23 protein-coding genes are annotated in these 23,111 nt (G+C 63.5%); 9 read left to right on the top strand and 14 right to left on the bottom strand.

Translation table 11 applies throughout. The annotated features are described in order from the left end of the window. Nucleotides 1–25 precede the first annotated feature (25 nt). From AB7245_RS15540 to AB7245_RS15510, 7 genes are all read right to left on the bottom strand, one after another. Nucleotides 26–1,828, bottom strand: a complete 1,803-nt coding sequence (locus AB7245_RS15540; protein ID WP_085400636.1) for an adenine deaminase C-terminal domain-containing protein — start codon at nt 1,826–1,828, stop codon at nt 26–28. Nucleotides 1,829–1,913: 85 nt separating this feature from the next. Continuing rightward, nucleotides 1,914–2,714, bottom strand: coding sequence for an NYN domain-containing protein (locus AB7245_RS15535; RefSeq protein ID WP_038931674.1), 801 nt, complete (start codon nt 2,712–2,714; stop codon nt 1,914–1,916). Between the two features lie 54 nt (nt 2,715–2,768). Next, nucleotides 2,769–4,268 (bottom strand): tripartite tricarboxylate transporter permease, encoded by a 1,500-nt coding sequence (locus AB7245_RS15530; protein WP_085400634.1) that lies wholly within the window; start codon nt 4,266–4,268, stop codon nt 2,769–2,771. Further along, nucleotides 4,268–4,750, bottom strand: a complete 483-nt coding sequence (locus AB7245_RS15525; protein WP_085400632.1) for a tripartite tricarboxylate transporter TctB family protein — start codon at nt 4,748–4,750, stop codon at nt 4,268–4,270. Before AB7245_RS15525 ends, AB7245_RS15530 begins: the two co-directional genes overlap by 1 nt. Then, the gene (locus AB7245_RS15520) at nt 4,747–5,715 is read right to left on the bottom strand and encodes a Bug family tripartite tricarboxylate transporter substrate binding protein (RefSeq protein WP_085400631.1); all 969 of its coding nucleotides are present in this window, start codon (nt 5,713–5,715) and stop codon (nt 4,747–4,749) included. Before AB7245_RS15520 ends, AB7245_RS15525 begins: the two co-directional genes overlap by 4 nt. 115 nt (nt 5,716–5,830) lie before the next feature. Then, nucleotides 5,831–6,673: an IclR family transcriptional regulator gene (locus tag AB7245_RS15515; protein WP_063984517.1), complete on the bottom strand. Its 843-nt coding sequence runs from the start codon at nt 6,671–6,673 to the stop codon at nt 5,831–5,833. Nucleotides 6,674–6,889: 216 nt separating this feature from the next. After that, complete coding sequence (locus AB7245_RS15510; protein ID WP_028150267.1) at nt 6,890–9,019, bottom strand: acetate--CoA ligase family protein; 2,130 nt, start codon at nt 9,017–9,019, stop codon at nt 6,890–6,892. 347 nt (nt 9,020–9,366) lie between these two features. On the opposite strand from AB7245_RS15510, the gene AB7245_RS15505 reads away from it, so the two are divergent. From AB7245_RS15505 to AB7245_RS15490, 4 genes are all read left to right on the top strand, one after another. Then, a complete protein-coding gene (locus tag AB7245_RS15505) occupies nt 9,367–10,062 on the top strand; it encodes a GntR family transcriptional regulator (RefSeq protein WP_166105920.1) in 696 nt (231 codons plus the stop codon). A 74-nt stretch (nt 10,063–10,136) separates the two neighbouring features. Next, entirely contained in the window at nt 10,137–11,870 is a 1,734-nt protein-coding gene (gene oxc, locus AB7245_RS15500; protein ID WP_085400629.1) for an oxalyl-CoA decarboxylase, read from the top strand. 66 nt (nt 11,871–11,936) lie between these two features. Then, nucleotides 11,937–13,214, top strand: coding sequence for a formyl-CoA transferase (gene frc, locus AB7245_RS15495; RefSeq protein WP_439034425.1), 1,278 nt, complete (start codon nt 11,937–11,939; stop codon nt 13,212–13,214). A 350-nt stretch (nt 13,215–13,564) separates the two neighbouring features. Then, the gene (locus tag AB7245_RS15490; RefSeq protein WP_201266164.1) at nt 13,565–14,842 is read left to right on the top strand and encodes an MFS transporter; all 1,278 of its coding nucleotides are present in this window, start codon (nt 13,565–13,567) and stop codon (nt 14,840–14,842) included. A gap of 250 nt (nt 14,843–15,092) precedes the next feature. Here the strand turns inward: AB7245_RS15490 and bioB are convergent, their stop codons facing one another. Further along, nucleotides 15,093–16,079, bottom strand: a complete 987-nt coding sequence (gene bioB, locus AB7245_RS15485; RefSeq protein ID WP_439034424.1) for a biotin synthase BioB — start codon at nt 16,077–16,079, stop codon at nt 15,093–15,095. Nucleotides 16,080–16,383: 304 nt separating this feature from the next. Between bioB and AB7245_RS15480 the strand changes: the two genes are divergently transcribed. Further along, nucleotides 16,384–16,566, top strand: coding sequence for a hypothetical protein (locus AB7245_RS15480; protein ID WP_063984522.1), 183 nt, complete (start codon nt 16,384–16,386; stop codon nt 16,564–16,566). Between the two features lie 206 nt (nt 16,567–16,772). On the opposite strand, the gene AB7245_RS15475 is transcribed toward AB7245_RS15480, so the two are convergent. The 3 genes from AB7245_RS15475 to AB7245_RS15465 all read right to left on the bottom strand — a co-directional run bounded on the left by AB7245_RS15475 (nt 16,773) and on the right by AB7245_RS15465 (nt 17,601). Further along, entirely contained in the window at nt 16,773–16,997 is a 225-nt protein-coding gene (locus AB7245_RS15475) for a hypothetical protein (protein WP_028151477.1), read from the bottom strand. Between the two features lie 54 nt (nt 16,998–17,051). Next, nucleotides 17,052–17,294 (bottom strand): hypothetical protein, encoded by a 243-nt coding sequence (locus AB7245_RS15470; RefSeq protein WP_063984523.1) that lies wholly within the window; start codon nt 17,292–17,294, stop codon nt 17,052–17,054. Between the two features lie 97 nt (nt 17,295–17,391). Beyond that, on the bottom strand, nt 17,392–17,601 hold the full coding sequence (locus tag AB7245_RS15465; RefSeq protein ID WP_028151479.1) for a cold-shock protein: 210 nt from the start codon (nt 17,599–17,601) through the stop codon (nt 17,392–17,394). 554 nt (nt 17,602–18,155) lie between these two features. Here AB7245_RS15465 and AB7245_RS15460 point away from each other — a divergent pair. Further along, the gene (locus AB7245_RS15460; protein WP_085400676.1) at nt 18,156–18,845 is read left to right on the top strand and encodes a hypothetical protein; all 690 of its coding nucleotides are present in this window, start codon (nt 18,156–18,158) and stop codon (nt 18,843–18,845) included. Nucleotides 18,846–18,997: 152 nt separating this feature from the next. Here AB7245_RS15460 and AB7245_RS15455 read toward each other — a convergent pair whose 3' ends face one another. Both AB7245_RS15455 and AB7245_RS15450 read right to left on the bottom strand, forming a co-directional pair. Next, nucleotides 18,998–19,240, bottom strand: coding sequence for a helix-turn-helix domain-containing protein (locus tag AB7245_RS15455; RefSeq protein WP_071917595.1), 243 nt, complete (start codon nt 19,238–19,240; stop codon nt 18,998–19,000). Between the two features lie 11 nt (nt 19,241–19,251). Next, nucleotides 19,252–19,818: a DUF2975 domain-containing protein gene (locus AB7245_RS15450; RefSeq protein ID WP_063984524.1), complete on the bottom strand. Its 567-nt coding sequence runs from the start codon at nt 19,816–19,818 to the stop codon at nt 19,252–19,254. Between the two features lie 137 nt (nt 19,819–19,955). Between AB7245_RS15450 and AB7245_RS15445 the strand changes: the two genes are divergently transcribed. Continuing rightward, entirely contained in the window at nt 19,956–20,393 is a 438-nt protein-coding gene (locus AB7245_RS15445; protein WP_071915551.1) for a DUF2147 domain-containing protein, read from the top strand. A gap of 196 nt (nt 20,394–20,589) precedes the next feature. Continuing rightward, entirely contained in the window at nt 20,590–21,033 is a 444-nt protein-coding gene (locus AB7245_RS15440; protein WP_085400624.1) for an SRPBCC family protein, read from the top strand. Between the two features lie 169 nt (nt 21,034–21,202). On the opposite strand, the gene AB7245_RS15435 is transcribed toward AB7245_RS15440, so the two are convergent. Further along, nucleotides 21,203–22,534 carry an Hsp70 family protein gene (locus AB7245_RS15435; RefSeq protein WP_135215005.1) on the bottom strand — a complete coding sequence of 444 codons (1,332 nt, stop codon included), beginning with the start codon at nt 22,532–22,534 and terminating at the stop codon, nt 21,203–21,205. Nucleotides 22,535–22,881: 347 nt separating this feature from the next. On the opposite strand from AB7245_RS15435, the gene AB7245_RS15430 reads away from it, so the two are divergent. Further along, nucleotides 22,882–23,019 (top strand): hypothetical protein, encoded by a 138-nt coding sequence (locus AB7245_RS15430; protein ID WP_166098301.1) that lies wholly within the window; start codon nt 22,882–22,884, stop codon nt 23,017–23,019. Nucleotides 23,020–23,111 lie beyond the last annotated feature (92 nt).

The following is a 23,111-nucleotide window of genomic DNA, read 5'->3' as shown; positions in this document are numbered from 1 at the left end:
AGATCGACATCGGCGTGAAAGCCGCTCACTCGAACAGTGGCGCGAGCTCCATCTGCGGCACCAGCACGAGGCCCTTGTCGGTGATACGAATTTCCGGAATGACCGACAGCGGAATCAAATTGAAGCCCATGTAGGGGATGGTGCAGCCGGCTTCGGCCCATTCCTTCTTCAGTACCTTGACCGCTTCGGCGACCTCGGTGACCCGTTTGTCGGAGAGCAGGCCTGCGATCGGCAGCGGAACCAGCGCCCTCACCTTGCCGTCGGCGACGACGCAAACGCCGCCCTGCTCCGCCTTGATGGCCGATATCGCCGCCTGCATGTCGCCCTCGTTGGTGCCGGCGACGATGATGTTGTGGCTGTCGTGCCCGACGCTGGAGGCGACCGCCCCGCGCTTCAGGCCGAAATCCTTCAGCAGGCCGTAAGCCACATTGCCGGCCGACTTGCCGTGGCGCTCGACCACCGTGACGAAGCACAGGCCGTAGCGCTCAAACAGCGACGGCCAATCCTTGGCCGGCTCGATCGCGACCTTCTCATGAATCAGCGTAATGCCCGGCAACGCGGTCTTGATAGCGTTGACGGTACACGCCTTCGCCGGCAATTCCGGCGTCAGCTTGACCTTCTCCGGCAGCTTCACCGTCGCATAGGCCGCCTTCGGATATTGATAGCGCTGCGACAGCGCCTGATCGAGCCGCGGCGTAATCTTGCCATGCTCGACCACCAGCTCGCCGCCATACCAGGTGCATTGCGGCTTGAGCTGATCGTCCATCAGCACGAGATCGGCGCGGCGGCCGCCGCCGAGCCCGCCGATATCGCCCTCCATGCCGAAGCGTATGGCGCCATGCAGCGAGCCCATCGACCAGGCCTGTTCGGGCGACATGCCGGCCTTTACGGCCTCGCGCACCACCCAGTCGAGACCGAACAGCAGAAGATCGTCGGCATCACGGTCGTCGGTGCACACGGCCGTGCGTTTGTGCGACGCCCCGAGTTCGGTGATGGTGCGGATCGCCTGCGGCAGCGAATGCCAGGGCGTGGTCGGCGGACCGCCGCGCAGGAACACCCAGACGCCGGCGTCGAGCAGATCGTCGGCGATATCGCGATCGATCGCCTCATGGGTGTCGGTGACACCGGACGCCGCATAGGCCGCGACGAATTCACGGCCGTAAACGTGTCCGGACACCGGCCGCCCCCGCTTCAAGGCAGCGGCAAGAATGGCATGGCTGCGCTCGTCGCCCATCGTGACAGGCACGAAATCCATCTTCTCGCCGAGCGCGACCGCTTCGGGCCAGCGGTCGAACAGGCCGGCGATCTTGTCTGGCGTGAGGTCGCCGCCCGCGGTCTCCAGTTCCGCCGACGTGGCCGGCACCGTGCTCGGCACCGTCAAAAAGATCGAGAGCGGCGCCTCGCGCGCGTCCTCCAGCATCGCCTCGACACCGGCGACATCCATGACGTTGCCGATCTCGTGGCTGTCGCAGAAGATCGTGGTGGTGCCGTTGAGGAGCGCAGCCTCGGCATAGGCGCAGGCCGTCACCATGGAGGATTCGATGTGGATGTGCGGATCGACCAGCCCCGGCGCGATGATGCCGCCGGCGGCGTCGTAAAGCGGCACCCCGCCCCAGACCTTCTTCGCCGCCCCGGCCGGTTTCACCGCTGCGACGCGGCCACCGGTGATCCAGACCTCCCGACCGGGATGGATACGTTCCGAATAGGTCGAAAGCACCCGGGCACCCGTGACCACGAGATCCGGTGCGACGCGCGCGGAGGCGACATCGGCCAGACGCCGGGTCATCGAATGCAGCGGTGCGACGGCGAAGCGGCTAAGTCTGGTCATCGGGACCCTCGCGTGGCGTTACGGCCCGGCGATGGTTACGCCCTGCGCTATAGCGGGCAAGCGCAAATATAACGGCAGGCCCTGCTTACGCCTTAGGCGCCGAACTGCCCGTCGCCCCCGCCCTTGCGGGCCTGCGCGGGTTCCGCCTTCTCGGCGGTGCTGCAGCAGCGGGCTTGACCCGAATTCGCATCGACCGGCCCTTTGGCTCATCGATCTCGAACGAATTCGTCTTGCGTACGAGGTCACTCAGCTTGCGGAACCCGAACGTTCTCGGATCGAAATCGGAGGCCAGATTGGCGAGCTGCCGGCCGACTTCGCCGAGCGCGACCCAGCCGTCCTCGCTCTCCATCTGGGTGATGACCTTCTTGATGATGGGCGTGGCGGCATCGGGCGGCTGAAGCGACGTCGATCTTGAGGCGGCATCCTGGGTGGTCGCCGGGACGGAGACCAGGTTCTCGGTGTAGACGAACCTTCGGCAGGCCTGCCTGAAGCTCTCCGGCGTCTTCTGCTCGCCGAACCCGAACACGTCGACGCCCTGCTCGCGGATGCGGGCGGCCAGACGGGTAAAGTCGCTGTCGGAGGAGACCAGGCAGAAGCCGTCGAACCGGCCGCTGTGAAGCAGGTCCATGGCGTCGATCACCAGGGTTATGTCGGAGGCATTCTTTCCCGTCGTATAGGCGAATTGCTGCTGCGGGATGATGGCGTGCTTCGACAGAATGTCGGCCCAGCCCCTGGACCGTGCATTGGAGAAGTCGCCATAGATGCGGCGGACGCTGGCCTCGCCGATCTTGGCAATCTCCTCGAACAGCCCATCCGCGATCTTCGCAGAGGCGTTGTCGGCATCGATCAGGACGGCGAGACGGGGCGAGCGAAGTTCCGACGGCATGGCGTTTCCTCAACGAGCTGGACGCAGCATTAGAGGACGCGCGCGCCGGGACGGCTAGTCCTCGTTCGCCTTGAAGCGCCCCATCCCCTTCAGCACGAACGGGGCCAGCAGCGCAACCAGCGCAATGCCGAGCAGCGTCGCCGAGATCGGGCTCTGGAGCAGCGTCATGGGATCGCCGAGGCTGATCGCGAGCGCGCGGCGCAGCTGGCTCTCGGCGATCGGACCGAGGATCAGGCCGACGACGACCGGCGCGATCGGAAAGTCGAACCGGCGCATCAGGAAACCGAGCACGCCGAAGCCGGCGAGCATCGACAATTCGACCACCGACGGCTTTGCGGCGATGGTGCCCATGGTCGCGAACACGAGAATGCCGGCATAGAGCCAGGGCTGCGGGATCGCGAGCAGCCGCACCCACAGGCCGACCAGCGGCAGATTGAGCACCAGCAACATGCAATTGGCGATGAAGAGACTGGCGATCAGGCCCCAGACAAGGTCAGGCCGCTCGGCAAACAGCAGCGGCCCCGGGTTGAGGCCGTACTGCTGGAACCCCGCCAGCATCATCGCGGCCGTCGCCGAGGTCGGCAATCCCAGCGTCAGCAGCGGCACCAGCGTGCCGGCGGCGGAGGCGTTGTTGGCGGCCTCCGGTCCCGCGACGCCTTCGATCGCGCCCTTGCCGAATTCTTCCGGATGTTTTGTCAGCCGCTTCTCAGTGGAATAGGACAGGAAGGTCGGGATCTCCGCGCCGCCAGCGGGCAGCGCACCGATCGGGAAGCCGAACATGGTGCCGCGCAGCCACGGCTTCCACGAACGCTTCCAGTCTTCTTTCGTCATCCACAGCGAGCCCCGCACCGGCTCGAGCTTTTCCTCAGTGTGGTGGCGGCGCGATGCGACGTAGAGCGCCTCGCCCACCGCAAACAGGCCGACAGCAAGTGTGGTCACCTCGACGCCGTCGAGCAGCTCGGGGACGCCGAACGCAAGCCGCGCCTGACCCGTCAGCTTGTCGATGCCGACGAGGCCCAGCGTCAGGCCGATGAAGAGGCTGGTCAGGCCGCGGACCGGGGAATCGCCGAAGGTTGCCGACACCGTGACGAAGGCGACGCACATCAGCGCGAAGTAATCCTCGGGGCCAAAGCGCACGGCGAAATCGACCAGCCACGGCGCGAGAAACGCAAGGCCGATGGTGGCGATGGTGCCGGCGACGAAGGAGCCGATCGCGGAGGTCGCAAGCGCCGGCCCGCCGCGGCCGGCCTTGGCCATCTTGTTGCCTTCGAGCGCAGTCGCCATCGAGGCACTCTCGCCGGGCGTGTTGATCAGGATCGCCGTGGTCGATCCGCCATACATGCCGCCGTAATAGATGCCCGCGAACATGATCAGCGAGCCGCCGGGGTCGAGCTTGTAGGTCACCGGCAGCAGCAGCGCGACCGTCAGCGCCGGGCCGATGCCCGGCAGCACGCCCACTGCCGTGCCAAGAAACACGCCGATCAGCGCGTAAAGCAGGTTCATCGGCTGGACGGCGACCGCCATGCCGTGGGCCAGCGCCGCAAAAGTGTCCATCACAGCAGTCGCTCCAGCGGGCCGGTCGGAAGGCTCAGCGTCAGCAGCCGGTCGAACGCGAGATAGATGAGAGTCGACATCACGAGGGCGATGATGCTGTCGACGAGGATGGCACGGCGCCCGAAAGCTGCCGACGTCGTCACGAACAGCGCCGACGTCGCCAGGATGAAGCCGCCGCCGAAGCCGATGATGGCAATGAGGAGCGCAAGGCCAACGAGGATCAGAACCACAGGCACGGGATCGGCGCTCTCGCGCGCCGGCAGATTGCCGCGCAGCGCGTCGATGAAATTGCCGATCGCGAGCAGCGCAAGGCCGGTGGCGACCACGACCGGCATTGCCTCCGGTCCCATCCCGTACATCGAAGTGGATTGTAGCCCGCGCGCGTCCCAGACCAGCACCGCGGCGAGACCTGCGAGCAATACAGCGATGACGATGCCGGCGCGATCGACGCGCCGCGGCTGGGCGGGATCGCCTGAGGTCATGACTTGACCAGGCCGACCGATTTCAGCACGTCGGTGACGCGCACGGTTTCCTTCTTCAGGAAGTCGACGAAGGCGTCGCCGCCGAGATAGGCATCCTCCCAGCCCTTCTGCTTGAGGATCTCCTTCCAGGCGTCCGACTTCACCATCTTCTCGACCGCATTGCTCAGCGTCTTGCGCTGCTCCGGCGTGATGCCGGGAGGCGCGACCACCGAACGCCAGTTGGCGATCACGAGGTCGATGCCTTGCTCCCTAAAGGTCGGGATGTCGCTGCCGGCGATGCGCTTCTCCGAGGTCACGCCGATCGCGCGCAGTTTGCCGGATTTGATCTGCCCTTCATATTCGCTCAGCCCCGAAATGCCCGCGGTGACCTTGCCGCCGAGGATTGCCGCCAGCGATTCGCCGCCGCCGGAGAACGGGATGTAGTTGATCTTCTTCGCGTCGGCGCCGACGGCGCCCGCGAACAACGCGGCCATGACGTGGTCGACGCCGCCGGCCGAGCCGCCGGCGAAGGTCACCTTGGCGATGTCGGCTTTCACCGCGGCGGCGAGATCCTGCGCGGTCTTGATCGGCGAATTCGCCGGCACCACGATCACCTGGATTTCCTCGGTGAGGCGCGCGATCGGCGTCACCTGCTCGAGCGTGACAGGCGATTTGTTCATGGCGAGCGCACCCACCATGACGAAGCCGTTGACCATCAACTGGTTGCCGTCGCCCTTGGCGCCGTTGACGAACTGCGCGATGCCGACGCTGCCGCCGGCGCCGGGAACGTTGACGACCTGCACGCTGCGCGCGACGCCCGAAGCGACCAGCGCCTGCTGCATCGAGCGCGCGGTCTGGTCCCAGCCACCGCCCGGGGCCGCCGGCGCCATCAGCTTGAGCTCGAGCTGCTGGGCGAAAGCGGGCGCAGCTGCCGCAAGGGTCAGCGCGACGGCTGCGCCGACAAGGCGCGCGGGAAATTTGAACATGGGGGGCATTCTCCAGGGCTCGTGCGGACGTCGTTGATCGGTTGCCGCATTGTGTCGTTTGGTCGCATATCAGCCAAAACGGCCGATGCTGTCCAGCGACAGGCCCGGTTCCTTGTTAGCCAGATTTCGGCATCACCCCGCCGAGCGCGACGGTCAACTCGCCGGCGACTTCGCGCACGATTTGGCCGATTTCCGGCAATCTGTCGTCGGTCAGGCGGCTGGTCATGCCCGAGACGGAAATCGCCGCGAGCGGCTCGGCGCAGTCGTTATAGACCACTGCGGCAATACAGCGCAGGCCCATACAGGCTTCTTCATCGTCGAGCGCAAAACCCTGCTTGCGTATCTTCTCGAGCTCCTTGAACAGGTCGCCCGGCCGCACGATCGACTTCTCGGTCAGGCGGGGCATGCCGTGATGGCGGATGACCGCGCCGACGTCCTCGTCCGAATAAGTCGCGAGCACTGCCTTGCCGACGCCTGACGTCACCATAGCGACGCGGCCGCCGACCTGGGTCAGCGAGCGCATGATCTCGCGGCTCTCCATGCGGGTCAGCACGATGATGAACTCGTCGTCGACGACAGCGAGATTGGCGGTCTCGCGAGTGAGATCGCGCAGCTTGCGCAAGTAAGGAATCGCCTGCGTGGAGAAATTACGCCGCCGGGCAAAGCTCGCGCCGACCGTGAAGCTGCGCACGCCGACATGCCATTTGGACTGGGCACGGTCGAACTGCACGAAGCGGCGGCTCTCCAGCGTCGCCAGCAGGCGGTGCACGGTCGAGGCCGACAGGCCGGTGCGCACGGCGAGGTCGCTGAGGCGATAGCCTTCGTCGTCTTCGGCCAGCGTTTCGAGGATCGATAGCGCGCGGTCGACGGACTGCACGCCGCCATCGCGCGCGTCGTGGTCGGCCTCCGATGGCGATCGAGGCTCGAGCGATTTGCGCCGGATCACGTTCTTGCTCATCGCGACCTGACCGTTCTCCCTCGCCCTATTCTTATTTCCCTCTCCCCGCTTGCGGGGAGAGGGTCAGGGTGAGGGGGAGTCTCCGCAAGGACGGTGACAGTTAGACTCGTGGAGAGTCCCCCTCACCCGAATTGCTTCGCAATTCGACCTCTCCCCGCGCGCGGGGAGAGGTGAATAACCACCCGCTCCGGATCATACCGAAGCGTCTTCGTCGTCTCAGAGCAGCCCCGCGCCGCGCGCCCACTTGTACTTGGCGCCGAGCACCTCGACCGGCAGCTCGGTGGAGTACGCGTAGGCCGGGATGCCGTTCTGGTAGAGATATTCGGCGGCTTCCTCGACCTCGACGTCGCCGGCGAGCGAGGCGACGATCGGCTTCACGAAGCCCTTGGCCTCCATCTCCTTCTTCACCTCGACCATGTTGCGGGCGAACACCATCGGGGGCGTGACGATGGTGTGCCAGTAGCCGAGGATCAGCGAATGGATCCGCTCGTCCGACAGGCCGAGCTTCACCGTGTTGACGTAGGTGATCGGCGGCTCGCCGCCGGTGATATCCACAGGATTTCCGGCCGCACCGAACGGAGGGATGAACTTGCGGAAGGCCGCATCCAGATCCGGCGGCATCGACATCAGCGACAGGCCGTTGTCGACGCAGGAGTCCGACAGCAGCACGCCCGAGCCGCCCGCACCGGTGATGATCAGCACGTTCTCGCCCTTCGGCGTCGGCAGCACCGGCACGCCACGGGCGAATTCGAGCAGCTGCCGCAGCGAGCGGGCCCGGATCACGCCGGACTGCGCCAGGACGTCCTCGTAGATCTTGTCGTTACCGGCGAGCGCGCCGGTATGCGACGAGGCCGCCTTTGCGCCGGCCGAGGTGCGGCCGGCCTTGAGCACGATGACCGGCTTCTTCTTGGAGACGCGCTTGGCGGCTTCCGCGAAGGCGCGGCCGTCCTTGAGGTCTTCGCAGTGCTGCGCGATCAGGTTCGTGTTCGGATCCTGCTCGAAAAAGGCGAGCAGATCGTCCTCGTCGATATCGGACTTGTTGCCGAGGCCGACGATCGCCGAGACGCCCATCTTGGCCGAGCGCGAGAAGCCGATGATGGCCATGCCGATGCCGCCCGACTGCGACGACAGCGCGGCGTGGCCCTTGACGTCATAGGCCGTACAGAAGGTCGCGCAGAGATTGGCCGGCGTATAATAGAAGCCGTAGATATTCGGCCCCATCAGGCGGATGTCGTACTTCTTGCCGACCTCGACGATCTCGGCCTGAAGCTCCGGCGCGCCGGCTTCGGCGAAGCCCGACGGAATCAGAACCGCACCCGGGATTTTCTTCTCGCCGCATTCGGTGAGCGCCGCCGCGACGAACTTCGCGGGGATCGCGAACACGGCCGTGTCGATCACGCCCGGCACGTCCTTCACGCTCTTGTAGGCCTTGTAGCCGAGGATCTCGGCGGCCTTGGGGTGGATCGGATAGATGTCGCCCTTGTAGCCGCCGTTGATGAGGTTCTTCATCACGGAGTTGCCGATCTTGCCGTCCTCGGCGGAGGCGCCGACCACGGCGACCGCCTTCGGCTGCATGATGCGGCTCATGGCCGCGACGATCTCTTCGGTCGGGCGCGGCTTCGGCTTGGGCACATAGGCGAAGTCGACGACGATGCGCACGTCGGCGGCGATCGCGTCCTTGGCCGTCGCGAACACCGGGTTGAGATCGAGCTCGACGATCTCGGGGAAATCGGTGACGAGCTGCGAGACCTTGACGATGACGTCGGCGAGCGCCGTACGATTCACCGCCTCGCCGCCGCGAACGCCCTTCAAAATCTCATGCGCCTGGATGCCGTCGAGCATCGACAGCGCGTCTTCCTTGGTCGCGGGCGCGAGGCGGAAGGTAATGTCCTTCAAGACTTCGACCAGCACGCCGCCGAGGCCGAAAGCGACCAGCTTGCCGAACGAGCCGTCGGTGATCGAGCCGACGATGACCTCGGTGCCGCCGGCCAGCATCTGCTGCACCTGGACGCCCTCGATCTTGGCATCGGACTTGTACTTCTTGGCGTTGGAGAGAATGGTCTCGTAGGCCTTCTCGGCATCCTCGGCCGTCTTGAGGCCGACGATGACGCCGCCAGCTTCGGTCTTGTGGAGAATGTCCGGCGAGACGATCTTCATCACCACTGGGAAGCCCATCGAGGAGGCCATTTTGCCGGCCTCACCCGCCGACCTGGCCACGCCCTCCTTCGGCACCGGAATGCCGTAGGCGTCGCAGACCAGCTTGCCTTCCGGCGCGGTCAGGCTGGTGCGGTTGTCCGCCTTGACCTGGTCGAGCACTTTGCGGACGGCATCTTTGGAATTGGACATATGGCTTCTCCCTTGACCTCAGTTCGTTCTTTCAAAGCGCGCGCGTGTAGCGGCTGCCCGTGATGCTTGCCATTCGCCGCGCTCTGTTCCATGTCGCGGAACGGAGTGGCATAAAGCCCACATTACTCCGCCGCTTTGGATCAAAAATGGCTGGCGATGGCATTTGGTATGCCAGAAGCCAACTTGTCAAGCTGCTGCATGACTTAGAACGCCGCAAAAAATAGCCAGCTTGACATTCTGGCATGTGGTATGCCAAAAACTTTCCAGTTAATAATCCTGTAAAAGACGACTCCCACTGGAGGAGATTCGTCGTGTCACTGCGGAAACCAACCAAGGCGTTGCCGAACATGACCGAGGCAGATATCGCAATCGTTCGTATTGCCCCGGAGAGCAGCTTCAAGAACAAGGCGTATGACGCCTTGAAGGAAGCCATCCTCAAGATGGACATCTACTCGACGCCCGAGCCGGTGATGCTCGACGAGCGCGCGCTGTCCGAACGCCTGGGTGTCAGCCGCACCCCGATCCGCGAAGCCATCGCGATGCTCGAGCAGGACGGCTTCGTGAAGACGGTTCCGCGCCGCGGCATCATGGTGGTGCGCAGAACCAAGAGCGAGATCGTCGACATGATCCGCGCCTGGGCGGCGCTGGAGAGCATGGCGGCCCGCCTGATCACCACCACCGCACGCAAGAAAGACATCACGGCGCTGCGCGACTACTTCAAGGATTTCGGCAAGGACCGCCTGCCCGAGGATCACGTCGAGGAATATTCGCGCGCCAACATCGCCTTTCATCAGGCGCTGATCTCGCTGTCGGAATCGCCGGTGCTGGTCGATCTCACCAACGACCTGCTGCTGCACGTGCGCGGCTACCGCCAGCTCACCATCGGACGCAAGGATCGCACCGCCACTTCGCTGCCCGAGCATCTCAGCATGATCGAAGCACTGGAAGCGCGCGACACCGAGCTCGCCGAGAAGCGCGCCCGCGACCACACCCTTGGCCTTGCCGCTTACGTCGAAGCGCACGGTCAAGAACTGTTCACCTAGCAACGTTCACCAGAAGGGCGAGCCATTCGCCCACAAAGCCTAAAACGGCATATGAGACCAGGGAGACAAGGCCCATGCTGAATACCGCGACCAAGTCCGAAGCACCGGGCACCGAGCAGGAATTGACGGATGGCTTTCATCTCGTCATCGACGCGCTCAAGCTGAACGGCATCAACACCATCTATAATGTGCCGGGCATCCCGATCACGGATTTGGGCCGCATGGCGCAGGCCGAAGGCATTCGTATGATCTCCTTCCGCCACGAGCAGAACGCCGGTTACGCCGCAGGCATCGCCGGTTACCTCACCAAGAAGCCGGGCATCTGCCTCACGGTGTCGGCGCCCGGCTTCCTCAACGGTCTCACCGCGCTCGCGCACGCCACCACCAACTGCTACCCGATGATCCTGATCTCGGGCTCCTCCGAGCGCGAGATCGTCGACCTCCAGCAGGGCGACTACGAAGAGATGGACCAGCTCGCGATCGCCAAGCCGCTGTGCAAGGCGGCCTATCGCGTGCTGCACGCCCAGGACATCGGCATCGGTCTCGCCCGCGCCATCCGCGCCGCGGTCTCGGGCCGTCCGGGCGGCGTCTATCTCGACCTGCCGGCAAAACTGTTCGGCCAGGTGATGAACGCCGATGCCGGCCAGAAGTCGCTGGTCAAGGTGATCGACGCCGCGCCCGCACAGATCCCCTCGCCCGCTTCGATCAAGCGCGCGCTCGACGTGCTCAAGGCGGCGAAGCGTCCGCTCATCATCCTCGGCAAGGGCGCGGCCTACGCGCAGGCCGATGAAGAGATCAAGTCGTTCGTCGAGAAGAGCGGCGTGCCGTTCCTGCCGATGAGCATGGCCAAGGGCCTCCTCCCCGACACGCATCCGCAATGCGCTGGCGCCGCGCGCTCCACGGTGCTGAAAGAATCCGACGTCGTGCTGCTGATCGGCGCCCGGCTGAACTGGCTGCTCTCGCACGGCAAGGGCAAGAGCTGGGGCGAGACCCCGAAGAAGTTCATCCAGGTCGACATCGAGCCGCGCGAGATGGACTCCAACGTCGAGATCGTCGCGCCCGTGGTCGGCGACATCGGCTCGGTCGTCTCCGCCTTCAATCAGGCGATCAGCACGGGTTGGACCGCGCCGCCGGCCGAATGGACCAAGGCCATCGTGTCCAAGCGTGACGAGAACGTCGCCAAGATGGCGCCGAAGCTCATGAACAACAAGTCGCCGATGGACTATCACGGTGCGCTCGGCGTGCTGAAGAACGTGATCAAGGACCATCCCGAGGCGATCCTCGTCAACGAGGGTGCCAACACGCTCGACCTCGCCCGCGGCGTCATCGACATGTACAGGCCGCGCAAGCGCCTCGACGTCGGCACCTGGGGCGTGATGGGCATCGGCATGGGCCAGGCGATCGCGGCTGCGCTCGAGACCGGCCATCCCGTGCTCGCGGTGGAAGGCGACTCGGCCTTCGGCTTCTCCGGCATGGAGGTCGAGACCATCTGCCGCTACAACCTGCCGATCTGCGTCGTCATCTTCAACAATGACGGCATCTATCGCGGCACCGACATCAACAGCGTCAATGCCGATCCGGCGACGACCGTGTTCGTCAAGGGCGCGCGCTACGACAAGATGATGGAAGCCTTCGGCGGCGTCGGCGTGAATGCCACCTCGCCCGACGAGCTCAAGCGCGCCGTCAACGAGGCGATGGCCTCGGGCAAGCCGACGCTCATCAACGCGGTGATCGATCCGGCCGCGGGCTCGGAGAGCGGCCGCATCGGCAACCTCAATCCGCAGAGCGTTCTGCAGAAGAAAAAGTAAGTCCTCCCCTTCAACCCTTAATTCCCTGCGGTTTGCGGGGGCAGACAGAGTATACGGAGCAACACGATGACCAAAGCGCTCAAGGGCGTTCGCGTTCTCGACTTCACCCACGTCCAGTCCGGACCGACCTGCACGCAGCTGCTGGCATGGTTCGGCGCCGACGTGATCAAGGTGGAACGTCCGGGCGTGGGCGACATCACCCGCGGCCAGCTGCAGGACATCCCGAACGTGGACAGCCTGTATTTCACCATGCTCAACCACAACAAGCGCTCGATCACGCTCGACACCAAGAACCCCAAGGGCAAGGAAGTCCTCACCGAGCTGATCAAGAAGTGCGACGTGCTGGTCGAAAACTTCGGCCCCGGCGTGCTCGACCGCATGGGCTTCCCCTGGGAGAAGATCCAGGCGATCAACCCGAAGATGATCGTCGCCTCGATCAAGGGCTTTGGCCCTGGCCCCTACGAAGACTGCAAGGTCTATGAGAACGTCGCGCAGTGCACCGGCGGCGCCGCCTCGACCACCGGCTTCCGCGACGGCCTGCCGCTCGTCACCGGCGCGCAGATCGGCGACAGCGGCACCGGCCTGCACCTGGCGCTCGGCATCGTCACCGCGCTCTATCAGCGCACGCATTCGGGCAAGGGCCAGAAGGTCACCGCCGCGATGCAGGACGGCGTGCTCAACCTCGCCCGCGTCAAGCTGCGCGACCAGCAGCGCCTCGCGCATGGTCCGCTCAAGGAATACAGCCAGTTCGGCGAAGGCATTCCGTTCGGCGACGCCGTGCCGCGCGCCGGCAACGATTCCGGCGGTGGCCAGCCCGGCCGCATCCTGAAGTGCAAGGGCTGGGAGACCGATCCTAACGCCTACATCTACTTCATCACCCAGGCCCCGGTCTGGGAGAAGATCTGCGACGTGATCGGCGAGCCCACCTGGAAGACCGATCCGAACTACTCCAAGCCGGCCGTCCGCCTGCCGCGCCTCAACGAGATCTTCGCCCGCATCGAACAGTGGACGATGACCAAGACCAAGTTCGAGGCGATGGAAATCCTCAACAAGGACGACATCCCCTGCGGCCCGATCCTGTCGATGAAGGAGATCGCCGAGGACCAGTCGCTGCGCGCCACCGGCACCGTGGTCGAGGTCGATCACCCGACCCGCGGCAAGTACATCTCGGTCGGCAATCCGATCAAGCTGTCGGATAGCCCGAGCGAGGTGGAGCGCTCCCCGCTGCTCGGCGAGCACACCGACGAGATCCTGCGCAGCGTGCTCGGCTTCAGCGATCACCAGGTCGCCGACATCCACAAGTCCGGCGCGCTCGAGCCGCCGCAGAAGCAGGCCGCTGAGTAAGCCGCACCACGTTGAACGAGACGAAAGGGCCGCCCGAAGGGGCGGCCCTTTTTGCTTCAGAAGACCGTGCGGTCGCGGCTGTGACTAAAAAATGGAAAAACAACCCCATGCACAGTAGCTAACCTGTTGGCTTTAAACGATTTCGTATTTCACGAAACCTCTTTTGACACGTCGGGCAAAACAGGGGTATTATGCCATCATCCGAAAAGTGAATGTTTTGCGCGGCGACGAGCACTTCGCAGCACGATCGAGGTGATTATCTCGAGACAAAAGGCCGCCGGTTTCGTCGGCGAGCTCCGGCATAGCCTTCGGCTTTTTCAGAAAATTCATTTCATCGAAGGGATTTGGCCATGCTTGCTGAATTCATCGCACGGCATGCGGCAGCGCGAAACATCCATTACGGCTGGGTGATGGCTGCACTGGGATTTCTCTATTCGCTATTTGCAAGCTCGGCGCTCGGCGTGCCCAGCGTCCTGATGCGGGAGATCGCTTCTGACATCGGCGTCAGCATGAGCGAGTTGTCTGCATCGCAAGGACTTCGCTTCGCGCTGTTCGGACTGGCGGCGCCGTTCGCCGGCGGCTTGATGCTCCGCTACGGTCCGCGGATGATGCTGTCGATCGCCGGAACGCTGGCGCTGGCCGGACCGCTGCTGACGATCGTCATGACGAACCGGTTCGAAATGTGGCTCGGCCTCGGGCTTATTCTCGGCATCGCGCCGGGGCTCACGGCCCTGCAACTTGCCGCGGTCATCTCGGTACGCTGGTTCACGACCCATCGGGGATTGGTGGTCGGCCTCCCGAACGGATCAATCGCAACCGGCACTTTGATCTTCATGCCGCTGGGCGCGTGGATCGCCGAGAATTGGGGCTGGCGCGTCGCGCTTGTTCCGTCCGGATTCGGTCTTCTCGTCTCGCTCGTCCTCTTTCTGCTGCTCGGGAAGGACCGCCCCCAGGAATTGGGGCTGGCGCCACTCGGAGAGACGGCGATGCCGCCGGTGCCCGCAATTCCCGCGCAGAACTTTGCGGCAATCAGTTTCCGGGGCCTGCGCCTGGCATCAACCCGTCTGGTGTTCTGGGTGCTGGCGCTGACGTTCCTCATCTGCGGTGTATCCAGCTACGGGCTGACATCGACACACTTCGTGCCATTCTGCGGCGATCTCGGCTTGCCGGTCGTGACATCAGCAGGTTTGCTCGCCATGATCGGGGTGTTCGATCTGATCGGTACGATCGGATCGGGATTGCTGTCCGACCGCTACGACAACCGATGGCTGCTGGCGATCTATTACGGCTTTCGCGGACTTGCGTTGATCTGGCTCGTGGAGTCCAACGCAACGTTGGGAGCGATGAGCGCGTTCGCGATACTCTACGGCCTGGATTTCATCGCGACTGTTCCGCCTACGGTGAAGTTGACGGTCGGTACGTTTGGGCGGGAGATGGGGCCGGTGGTCTTCGGCTGGATTTTTGCCGCCCACCAGCTCGGCGTTGGCCTGATGGCATTTGCCGCGGGCGTCAGCAGAGATACGCTAGGGACTTATGTGCCGGCGTTTCTTCTCGCCGGGCTCCTCTGCCTTTTGGCCGCTGCAGCCTTTGCGCTGGTGAAGGATCCGGCGGTTCCGGCTCCCGCATAACGGACCTCTCTCGCCCCGCCGCAGAAGCAGGCTGCTGAGTAAGCGGGACCATCAGAGAAGACGAAGGGCCGCCGATTTCGGCGGCCTTTCTTTGTCTGGCGTTGGCTAGAGTCTTTCCCGTTCCGATGGAATCGGAACGGGGCTCTAGATTCTTGTTTTGATGCGTTTTCTTGACGCGAACCGGCATCCACTTCGCTCGAAAACGCTCTAATCCGGAAAGCGCACAGTGGCTTTCCAGAGGGATCACGCTTCAGAGCGCCTCCAGTCCGAGCCGGCGGAACAACTTTCGATCGGCTTCGTCCTGCGGATTGCCCGCCGTCAGCAGCGTGTCGCCGACAAAGATCGAGTTTGCGCCGGCAAAGAAGCACAGCGCCTGCATCTCGTCGGTCATCGCCGACCGCCCCGCCGAGAGTCGCACGAATGAGGCCGGCATCATGATACGCGCCAGCGCGACAATGCGCACGAACTCGATCGGACCTATCGGCGTCGCCTTCGCCATCGGCGTTCCCGGAATCGGGATCAGCATGTTGATCGGCACGCTCTCCGGCGCTTCCGGGAGGTTGGCGAGCGTGACCAGCATGTCGACGCGGTCCTGTTCGCTCTCACCCATGCCGAGAATTCCGCCGCAGCACACTTTCGTGCCGGCCTCGCGGACATGCTCCAGCGTATCGAGACGATCGGCGAACGTGCGGGTGGAGGTAACGCTCGGATAGAAGCGCTCCGAGGTATCGATATTGTGATTGTAGTAATCAAGCCCGGCAGCACTCAGCCGGTCGGCCTGATCCCGGTCGAGCATGCCGAGCGTCATACAGGTCTCGAGCCCGAGCTCCTTCACGGCTCCGACGACCTCGACAATGGCATCCATGTCGCGCGGCTTCGGATTGCGCCAGGCCGCGCCCATGCAATAACGCGTCGCGCCGCTGTCTTTTGCCTTGCGTGCCTCGGCAACGATCTTCCCGACCTCCATCAACTTGGAGGCTGCAAGAGCGGTCGCATGATGCGACGACTGGCTGCAGTAGCCGCAGTCTTCCGGACAACCACCTGTCTTGATGTTCAGCAGCCGGCTCAACTGCACGCGATTTGGGTCAAAATGCTCCCGATGTACGGATTGTGAACGGAAGAGCAGATCGTTGAAGGGAAGCTGGTAAGCCGCCCATGCATCTTCACCGGTCCATCTTTGAGACCTTTGCGGCCTTTCCTTCGCGGGGATTGTCTCCCCGTCGTTCACACCGAGCATTACACATCTCCTGACATTGCGGCGGGACAATCGCACTATCGCAAACCTGGCGCCAGTCCGCAGGGTCCTTGGAACAAAAGCGGCGGCGTGCCATTGTTGTCTAAGCCGGCGTGCTATCCCGACGTACGAGCAACGCAGCCGCCAAGGCGAGTGACTGAAACACATCGCAAAAGCATCTGCGCAACGCTGCAGAATTGGCCTTCTTCTCGCCCCGAAAGGTAGCAAGCCTACGCACAGCGTTTGCGGTGGGAGGCGTCGGCCAGCACCTGTCCTGTCACAGCTTGTTGATCAAAACGAGGTCGAAATGTTGAGAGATCAATCCTCGGATCGGGCCAAGCGTGAAGCCAACAAGGCGTTCAAGCCTGTCAAAACGCAGAAGCCGATCAATGACTATGCGAAGGACCAGCACTCCTTCAACGAGAATCGCGAGCGGCTGAAAGCGGAGCGACTGGCCCGCGAGGCCGAGCCGAAGGACCGCTCTGAATAGGACGCGTTCCCTGCCGGGTCACGATGTTGCATCCGCGCGATGAAGGCTGGCGCTGAGCGCGTCGCGTCGAAATCGACGCCTGACCGAAAGCGCGATGAGATCGGAATGAATCGTCAACGCGCTTTAGGTTATTGTTTGAGCATGATCTTTTCGGAAAACCGCTTCGCACTTTGCGCTAACGCGGCCCTTCGGGTCCGGGTCATGCTTTAGAGCATCGAAAGCACGACGATCCCGTCTTCGAGCTCCCCGGAGGCCAATCGGCTCCGCGCGATGCGCTCGAATTCCGTCCGGTATTTCTGAAGATAGCTGAAGGCCTGCTTCTGCGTCTGGAACGTGGTCGCAAGGCGGCACATCTGCCGGCCTGCGCCAAGCGCGAGAAAGAAGGTGATTGTGCCGCCGCTGTCCGACTTGATCCTAGGCACGATCCGCACTCTTTGGCATGTGACCGGCCCTCTCCAGATTTTCGTCGACGCAGTTGAATTCGACTATCGCGTCAGCTTTCTCTTGCGCTTCGTCAGGGTTGGTGCCGGCAGCGATGCTTGAAGAGTTGCGTCGGCCGCTTCCTTGGCTTCGCGCAGTTCGCGAAGCCGCGCCATGTTCTTGCGAACATCGACGGCCTGTCTCTCGACGTCCGCCATTGCCCGCGTTCCCTCCTCGGCAGCCAAACGCTGACGGTTGGTACGCGCAATGCTTTGGGGTGACGGTTCAGCCGACTTCTTGCCGCTCATGCTTCACCCACTCCCGCAACGGACAAAACCCGCTCAATCCCTGGGATCGAGCGGGCAGCGTGGCCGTTTCAGTACATCCGTGAAACGGCGCAGGATCTTAGGCCAGCGATAGATTCTCTGCGCTGACCTTGCCTCGCATCTTGTCGGTCTTGGCCTCGAAGTTGACCTTCTGGCCCTCGGCGAGACCTGAGAGACCAGCCCGCTCGACTGCGCTGATGTGAACGAACACATCGTTGCCGCCGTCGTCGGGCTGAATGAATCCAAAGCCCTTTTGGCCGTTGAACCACTTCACGGTACCTGTCGTCATTATTCTTCTCCAAAGCGCATACGCGCACATTCCGCGTGACACTCACGCAGAACCAGATTCAATTCGTCGATGTCTCTGGAAAAGGAGCCCGCGGGCGCATTCAACAAGGCACAGCGGCTGAACGAACAGCACCAACGTATACCTCATCGGCGCCAGTTGCAAGGCTTGGCGGGATTTAATGCCTCATGGGCTTCGGCGGAACAATTCGGACTTTGCGAATTCAGGCCCGAAAGGCGCCTGAGGCAAGGTGAGTTGCGCGTTCGCAGCCGCGATTTAGTCTCGGCTAACTGTGCTGGCCCGAGAGCGTCGATGCGATGCCGCGCTATCGAGCGCACACCGTACGCCGCCGGCAAGTTGCTCGCGGAAGACCCGCACCACTCTCCCTCCAGCCAATCGACTGTGTGCACCGAAAGACTGCCAAGCTCCACACGTGCCGGCTCCGCCCCGAAGGGATAGCAGATCACACCTGACAGTACGGGGTCGGATTGGAAGCGTGAACGACTTGCTTCCTCCGTTGGCGTCAAGGCAAAGTGCTGGAAAACAGGGAGGTCAGCATGTCACTGCTTGGCAAGGCCGCCGTCGCGATGTGGTGGAGCGTCCGCCCCGAGCAGCGCGCGGAGTTCGGCGACTGGCATTCCCACGAACATTTTCCCGAGCGGATGAGCATTCCCGGCTTCCGGCGCGGATCGCGCTGGACCAGCACGACGGACACTGACGGCTTCTTCGTGCTGTACGAGCTGGAGCGGTACGAGGTGCTCACGTCGAAGGGATATCTCGACCGGCTCAACGCGCCGACGCCGTGGTCGACCAAGATGATGCCGCACCATCTCGGCATGGTGCGCAGCCAGTGCCGCGTCGCCGCCAGCTTTGGCGGTGGCGTCGCGACCTCGCTCGCCACCGTCCGGCTTTCGCCGGAGGCCGGGCGCGAGGTGGAGTTGCAGACACATCTCTCGGAGACGCTCGGCACATTGGCGCAGATGCGGGGACTGACGGGCGCGCACCTCCTCCTGACCGACACGCCCCGGACCAGCTCGCCCACCACCGAGCAGCAGATCCGCGGCAAGGACGGCGCCGCCGACTGGATCATGCTGCTGTCGGGTTACGATGCCGACGCGATCGAGCAGGTGACCGCCGACCGACTTTCGCCGGCGGCGCTTGGCGCTCTGGGCGCGCAGGACAATCCGACGATCGGCCGCTACCGGCTCGCCTTCACGATGACGCCGCAGGATGTGGCAACGATCTGACGGATCGGTCGTCCGGCCGGCCGCGAGGTAGATCTCGCACCAGGCGAGCTCGATTCAATTGAGCGCGCAAACGGCCAACCGTTGCACATGGGGGATGTGTTTCAGGTTCTCGCGTGCAGCACGAAGGCGGACAAGGCTCGCCAGGTGTGAGCTCAGCTCCCCTCGCCTGCATCCTCATCGCTGCCCTCCTCGCCTGCGACATATTCGAGGATGTCTCCGGGCTGACAATCGAGCTCGCGGCAGATCGCGGCCAGGGTCGAGAAGCGCATCGCCCTCGCCTTGCCCGTTTTCAGGACCGACAGGTTCTGGATGGAAATGCCGATTGCGTCGGCGAGGTCCCCGAGGCGGCGCTTCCGCTTCGCAAGCATGACATCGAGGTTCACGACGATCGGCACAAGCATTCACCTCAGATCGTCAGCTCGTTTTCGGACTGCAGCAGGATGGCGTGCTCGATGACGAATTTCAGCGCCATCAGGAACATCCCGCCCGCGATCGTGCCGATGTCGACGTTGTAGGACGGCAGGAAGAACTTGACGTCGCCGATCTCGTGCAAGGCATAAGCCACCGCGTTGCTGGTGATCAGGTCGATGAACGGCCAGATCACCAGAATGATCCCCATCCACCACACGCCCTGAAGCGTCTCGGACGCGAAGATCCGGCCGCGTGCGAATCGGTGCACCATACGGTGCAGGATGCCGATCAACACGGCGAAGAACGAGAGCTGAAGCGCAAATAGCGTCCAGAACAACAGCTGTCCCGGGCGCGACATCTCGAGTGGATTGGCGACAAGGCCTGCGCATTTCACCTGGTCGGGCCCAAGGCTCGCCGCGATCGAGGCGGAGGCGGTCGTGCTCCGGAGATAGGCGAGCCACACCACCACCGGCAGTGCCGCCCAGATCGCCCAGAACGCAAGATCGAGACGCCGGAACCAGCTCTGCCGGGCCTCACGTACCGATATCTCCACCACACCCATCTACAAGCACTCCGCAATTTCCAGGCAACCACCCACCCCCAATATGCATGTTCCGCGCGATTGACTCAACCTTAAGCGCGATATATTGATCGTTTATCATGAAATATTCATGACAATTGATCCAATATGGAGCCCCCATGCGTTCCACCCTCGTCCGGCACCTGCTCGCAGCGCTGTTGTCCATCTCCCCGCTTGGAAACGCCGAAGCCGCAACGGCCAGCGGTCCCGCCGGCGTCTGGCTGACACAGTCGGGCGACGCGAGGATCAAGGTGAGCCGTTGCGGCAATGCGCTATGCGGCCGGGTCGTCTGGCTGAAGGAGCCGATCGATAAGAAGACGGGCAAGGCGCAGCTCGACGACCATAACGCCGATCCTGCATTGCGCGCCCGGAAGATCGTCGGCATCTCCCTGTTCATCGACATGCAGGCGGCCGGCGCCAATCAATGGTCGGGCAGGATCTACAATGCCGACGACGGAAAGACCTATGCGAGCACCGTCACCTTGCTGCCATCCGGCAGTCTCAACGTCCGGGGCTGCATGGGAACGTTGTGCGCGGGTGAAGACTGGACGCGGTGAGCGGCAAACCGATCCAAAACAACGTCCAAGATAAGTTCCAAGACGACAACAAAAACAGCATCAAGGGCCGCCGGTTTCGGCGGCCCCCGTTTATCTGCAACGCCATGTCGGATCGGCGGCATCCCGGTCGTCCTTGAGACATGAATGGGCCGTAGACGCCAAGGTCGGACCCATCGATGCAAGAGGATGAAGGAACATGCCCAGCACTGTACGTCTGCACCGCGTTCTCTCGACCAGTCCGGAGAAAGTCTATCGCGCCTTCCTCGAGGCGGATGCGCTGGCGAAATGGCTTCCGCCGAACGGCTTTACCTGCACCGTCCATCACCTCGAGCCCAAGGTCGGGGGCACGTTCAAGATGTCGTTCCGGAATTTCACGACGGGCAACAGCCACGCCTTCGGCGGCGAATATCTCGAGCTCGTCCCCGGCGAACGTCTCCGCTACACCGACAAGTTCGACGACCCAAATCTACCCGGCGAAATCCAGGTGACCGTGATGCTGAAGAAGGTCTCGGTCGGCACCGAGGTCGACATCACCCAGGCCGGCATCCCTGACGTCATCCCGCCCGAGGCCTGCTATCTCGGCTGGCAGGAATCGCTGCGAAGCCTCGCAAGGCTCGTGGAGCCGGAGATCAATCAGTAGCGGCGAAATCAGTATCGTAGGGTGGGCAAAGCGCAGCGTGCCCACCGATGCTCTCTCAACCTCGGAAAGATGGTGGGCACGGCGCTCCGCGCCATTGCCCACCCTACGGCACTGATGACAGCTCTCCGTCGTCATTGCGAGCAGCCAAGCAATGGCGGCTGTTGCTGGGCTACGCGCCCGCCTTCGGCGTAATCCCACCGCTTGCGGTCCATCGATCGGGGTCGGGGCTGTGTCCGATCAGCGCAAGGCCGTAGGCGATCGACTCGAACTGGTCGCCCGACATCAGCCGTTCGTTACCGAACCGCTCGGCAAACAGCTTTCTGACGGCCGGAACGAAGGAAGTCCCGCCGGTCAAGAACACCTTCTCCACCTCGCGCGCGGTGATGCCCGCTTCGCTTAGCACCTTGTCGACGGTGGCACCCAGCCGGGCGATGTCGTCGGCAATCCAGGATTCAAAATTCTTCCGTGTGATGGTCGCACCGATGTCGACGCCGCCCCCCTTGAAGCGGAAGTCCACCTCGTCCCGCGCCGACAGCGCGACCTTGGCGTCGGATACCGCGCGGTAGAGCGAAAAGCCGAGGTCGAGATCGACGATGGTGATGAAATCTTCAAGGAGCTTCGGCTTCAGCGCGCTGCGCGCAAGCTCCCGAAGCTCGCGCAGATCGCCATTGCTCTTCATCATCGCGAGCTGATGCCAGCGCGCGAGGTTGGTGTAGTGGCCGGTGGGGACCGGCAGCACCTTGTCGAACGAGCGGAAGCTGGAGCCTTTTCCCAGCCGCGGCGAGACGACGTGGTCGACGATGCGGTAATCGAAGGTGTCGCCGGCAATGCCGATGCCGGCGTGTCCAAGCGGCTCGGCGCGCAAGGCTCCTCCCGCGCGCGAAAAGCGCATCACCGAGAAATCGCTGGTGCCGCCGCCGAAATCCGCAACCAGCAGGGTGGCATCACGCTCCAGCCGTCGGGCGAAGGAGAACGCCGCGCCCACGGGCTCGTAGACATAGCGCGCGTGGCCGGCGCCGAGGCGTTCGAACGCGGCCCGATAGCGCTGCATCGCCAGCGCTTCGTCGGGATTGCCGCCGGCGAACCGCACCGGGCGGCCGACTGTGATGTTGGACGTCTCGAAGCCGAACTTTTCGCCGCCATGGCGCGCCAGCGTGCGCAGGAACGCCGCCAGAATGTCCTCGAACTTGAAGCGCTGCCGAAACACTTGCGTGGTGTTGAAGCTGGAGCTCGCCGCAAACGTCTTGAACGACTGCAGGAAGCGGTAGACGTGGCGGCCTTCGAGGAACGTCTCGATGGCCCATGGACCGCCTTCGGCCTGGGCGCCGGCGCCCGGCCGATCCTCCCAGAAGCACAGCGCCGAGACGTAGACGCTGTGGCGCTGGCCGCCGTGATCGAAGCGGATGGCCTCGACCCGGCGATCGTCCGCCGCGATCGCGACGACCGTGTTGCTGGTCCCAAAATCGATGCCGATCGAGACGGCGGGCGAGGCGCTCGACATGAACCACTCTGACAGTTGATTGGAAAAGGGGGCAGACCACTAACGGCTTTGGCTGGGCCTGCCAAGACCTTGAATGTTGCGGTGCGGTTGGATTTGGAACCCGCGCGCCGCTCTGTCCGCGCTCTTTTGCCTCCGTAATGGGGGCCTTTTGGGGCCGATCTCGCAATTCCAGCAGCCCGGCTGGCAATTTTGAGCTCGGTTCGGTCCCTTTAACGGATCACTATGCTGCAATGCGGGAGCATGCATGCTGCTATGCAATGGCATGCATGGACACTGGCATCTGGTATACGTAGATTGCCCTTCGAAATGAGACAGCATCACTGACCGTCTCGAGAAAGGGAATTCAGATGTCCAAGACCGCTTCCGTCGCGCTCGCCCCCTCCGCCTCGCTGTTCACCCGCTTCCTGGCCGCAGTCGATCGCTTCCTGATGGCGAGCGCCGAGATTTCGAATCACAACGGCGACCTGCCCCGCTTCGGCCTGTAAGCAGCGCCTCCCGCGCGGCAAGCGCGACGCGCCGGTTTCAGAACCGTCCACATACTACTTTTGATGAATGGCCCCGCAGGACGGGGCCATTT

It is taken from the genome of Bradyrhizobium sp. 604_D8_N2_3 (genome assembly GCF_051810765.1).
Lineage (GTDB): Bacteria > Pseudomonadota > Alphaproteobacteria > Rhizobiales > Xanthobacteraceae > Bradyrhizobium > Bradyrhizobium barranii.
Note: the sequence above shows the minus strand (reverse complement) of the source record. Positions and strands in the feature narration are given on the sequence as shown.

What these genes read in the sequence shown, in the direction of transcription:
- AB7245_RS15520 (WP_085400631.1), bottom strand. Translation starts at nt 5,715, where the DNA reads ATGTTCAAATTTCCCGCGCGCCTTGTCGGCGCAGCCGTCGCGCTGACC.
- AB7245_RS15490 (WP_201266164.1), top strand. Translation starts at nt 13,565, where the DNA reads ATGCTTGCTGAATTCATCGCACGGCATGCGGCAGCGCGAAACATCCAT.
- AB7245_RS15480 (WP_063984522.1), top strand. Translation starts at nt 16,384, where the DNA reads ATGTTGAGAGATCAATCCTCGGATCGGGCCAAGCGTGAAGCCAACAAG.
- AB7245_RS15460 (WP_085400676.1), top strand. Translation starts at nt 18,156, where the DNA reads ATGTCACTGCTTGGCAAGGCCGCCGTCGCGATGTGGTGGAGCGTCCGC.
- AB7245_RS15530 (WP_085400634.1), bottom strand. Translation starts at nt 4,268, where the DNA reads ATGGACACTTTTGCGGCGCTGGCCCACGGCATGGCGGTCGCCGTCCAG.
- oxc (WP_085400629.1), top strand. Translation starts at nt 10,137, where the DNA reads ATGCTGAATACCGCGACCAAGTCCGAAGCACCGGGCACCGAGCAGGAA.
- AB7245_RS15525 (WP_085400632.1), bottom strand. Translation starts at nt 4,750, where the DNA reads ATGACCTCAGGCGATCCCGCCCAGCCGCGGCGCGTCGATCGCGCCGGC.
- AB7245_RS15435 (WP_135215005.1), bottom strand. Translation starts at nt 22,534, where the DNA reads ATGTCGAGCGCCTCGCCCGCCGTCTCGATCGGCATCGATTTTGGGACC.
- AB7245_RS15430 (WP_166098301.1), top strand. Translation starts at nt 22,882, where the DNA reads ATGTCCAAGACCGCTTCCGTCGCGCTCGCCCCCTCCGCCTCGCTGTTC.
- AB7245_RS15535 (WP_038931674.1), bottom strand. Translation starts at nt 2,714, where the DNA reads ATGCCGTCGGAACTTCGCTCGCCCCGTCTCGCCGTCCTGATCGATGCC.
- frc (WP_439034425.1), top strand. Translation starts at nt 11,937, where the DNA reads ATGACCAAAGCGCTCAAGGGCGTTCGCGTTCTCGACTTCACCCACGTC.
- AB7245_RS15505 (WP_166105920.1), top strand. Translation starts at nt 9,367, where the DNA reads ATGACCGAGGCAGATATCGCAATCGTTCGTATTGCCCCGGAGAGCAGC.
- AB7245_RS15450 (WP_063984524.1), bottom strand. Translation starts at nt 19,818, where the DNA reads ATGGGTGTGGTGGAGATATCGGTACGTGAGGCCCGGCAGAGCTGGTTC.
- AB7245_RS15540 (WP_085400636.1), bottom strand. Translation starts at nt 1,828, where the DNA reads ATGACCAGACTTAGCCGCTTCGCCGTCGCACCGCTGCATTCGATGACC.
- AB7245_RS15470 (WP_063984523.1), bottom strand. Translation starts at nt 17,294, where the DNA reads ATGAGCGGCAAGAAGTCGGCTGAACCGTCACCCCAAAGCATTGCGCGT.
- AB7245_RS15440 (WP_085400624.1), top strand. Translation starts at nt 20,590, where the DNA reads ATGCCCAGCACTGTACGTCTGCACCGCGTTCTCTCGACCAGTCCGGAG.
- AB7245_RS15515 (WP_063984517.1), bottom strand. Translation starts at nt 6,673, where the DNA reads ATGAGCAAGAACGTGATCCGGCGCAAATCGCTCGAGCCTCGATCGCCA.
- AB7245_RS15445 (WP_071915551.1), top strand. Translation starts at nt 19,956, where the DNA reads ATGCGTTCCACCCTCGTCCGGCACCTGCTCGCAGCGCTGTTGTCCATC.
- AB7245_RS15465 (WP_028151479.1), bottom strand. Translation starts at nt 17,601, where the DNA reads ATGACGACAGGTACCGTGAAGTGGTTCAACGGCCAAAAGGGCTTTGGA.
- bioB (WP_439034424.1), bottom strand. Translation starts at nt 16,079, where the DNA reads ATGCTCGGTGTGAACGACGGGGAGACAATCCCCGCGAAGGAAAGGCCG.
- AB7245_RS15510 (WP_028150267.1), bottom strand. Translation starts at nt 9,019, where the DNA reads ATGTCCAATTCCAAAGATGCCGTCCGCAAAGTGCTCGACCAGGTCAAG.